The sequence below is a fragment of the Streptomyces sp. NPDC001781 genome (genome assembly GCF_053596035.1).
Window position 1 is genome coordinate 1 of sequence record NZ_JBSFFI010000086.1, and the last position, 1,873, is coordinate 1,873.

The window sequence follows — 1,873 nt, forward strand, 5'->3', positions numbered from 1 at the left end:
AACAGCCGGGGCGCGAGCGCCCGCGCCACCTCCAGCACGTTGGTCATCAGCGCGACGTTGTTCTGCACGAAGTCGCCTGGGTGGGAGATGCTGCGGTCCACGTGGGACTCGGAAGCGATGTTCATGACGACGTCGCAGCCGTCGAGCTGGTGCAGCGTGATCGGGTCGGCCGGGGCGCGCATGTCCCAGTGGACGACGTCCACGCGCTCGGACCAGTCCCGGTCGCAGACGGCCGACGCGACGCGGGCCGGCAGGCCCTTGTGCCGGAAGCTGACCGGGCACACGACCTTCCAGTCGGTGTGGGTGAGCAGGTGCCGCAGGACGTGGCTGCCGACGAACCCCGAGGCGCCGGTGAGCAGGACGCGCATGAACGACCCCATTCCTTGGTCTGTGGACGTGGCGGCAGAGTAGCCACGGACCCCGGAATCACCGAACGGCCTGGTGGGCAGAGAAAAAAAAAAAAAAACCGCCCGGTGCGGCGCCGGGCGGTTCTCGTTGCACGGGTGGTACCCGCTGGGGGCCCTGCTACTCCTCGGCCCGCCGCGCGATGCTCACCACGGGTGGATGGAGAGCTTGAACTGCGCGTACAGGATCTTCCGCGCCACGGTGTCGTTGTGGCGGACCGTCACCCCGATCGGGGTTCCCGGGTGCACGCCGATCTGGTGGTTCTTGACGTACCACTGGTACCCGCCGGTCACCGCCCGGTCATCCCGCGCGGTGTCGTTCATCGGGTCGCTGGTCAGCGACAGCGGGTCGCGCAGGAAGGCGTCACGGATCTCGTTGTAGCCGCCGGGCTCCCACTGGAACTCGGCCGTGAGGTACCCCCAGCCCTCGCAGGACGGCCAGATGAGCCCGGAGCGCTGGTCCCCGGTGACGGAGGCGACCCCGTCCGGCTGAGCGGGGTTGTGCATCCCCCACTGGTCGGCCTGCTCCTCGTCGTACGGGAAGCGGAGCAGGGTGTCGGTGAGCGGCTGTATCACCTGGTCCGGGGACGCGGACAGGGAGCAGACGTAGACGGCCATGCGGGCCCCTTTCGTTGGGCGGCGAGGATGCCACGGAGTCCCCGTATTTACCGACTCATGACGGGTCGTCGGTGTCGCTGACGACCTCGCCCTCCACGGTGCGCAGGTGCGCGCCGGCTGCCTCCAGCATCCGTTGCCGCTGCGCCGGCTCCAGCTCGATCGCGTTCGCGCCGGCCAGGATGGACTCCACGACCACGGTCGTCTCCTCGTCCACCCGCCGCTCCAGCGCGATCGTCAGCTTCTCCGACGCGTCCGTGCCGTCGATCTTCGCCTGGCGTTCCTCGATGCGCATGAGCCGGTCCACGGCCGCCAGCACCGGGCCGTCGTCCCGCATCGGGTTGCCGTCCGGGCCGTTGACGATCTGCCCGGCGTGCAGCACGTAGTGCGGCCGGGCCAGCACGGCGAACACCTGCCGGCGCAGCCCGTCCAGCCGCATCCGCGCCGATTCGCGGTACTCCTCCAGGCCCATGGCCAGTTCCTTGTTGGCCTGCTTGAGCGCGCGGGAGACGTCCATGCAGGCCGTCGCGGCCGACGGGGCGCCCTCACCATCCAGATACTCCGGGTAGTCAACGGCCATCTGCTCGGCGACCTGCTGCCACGACAAGCCACGGTTCTTCAGTTCGACGGCCTTCGCCCGGCGCCGCGCCACGTGCGCCCGGTGGCTCGGCTGCCGGTTCGGCGGGTCTCCCCGGCTCACAGCCCGCACCTCGTGGCGAACGCGCCGACGACCACCCACTGGTGCCAGCGGAACAGGATCTCCGGGTCGTGCCAGCCGGCCGCCGTGATGGAGCTGACGAGCGTGTCCTGCGGGTGCGGCTGAAGCACGCCGCGCAGCGCCCGGGACTTGGCCC

Annotated in this window: 3 protein-coding genes; all 3 read right to left on the reverse strand. The window is 70.1% G+C overall.

The features are described 5' to 3' along the window. The coding region (locus ACWCV3_RS28795; protein WP_451230262.1) for an NAD-dependent epimerase/dehydratase family protein at nt 1-368 on the reverse strand (368 nt) is incomplete at its 3' end. Between the two features lie 183 nt (nt 369-551). Next, nucleotides 552-1,022: a hypothetical protein gene (locus tag ACWCV3_RS28800; RefSeq protein WP_451230265.1), complete on the reverse strand. Its 471-nt coding sequence runs from the start codon at nt 1,020-1,022 to the stop codon at nt 552-554. 55 nt (nt 1,023-1,077) lie between these two features. Further along, a complete protein-coding gene (locus tag ACWCV3_RS28805; protein WP_451230268.1) occupies nt 1,078-1,719 on the reverse strand; it encodes a hypothetical protein in 642 nt (213 codons plus the stop codon). Nucleotides 1,720-1,873: the final 154 nt, after the last annotated feature.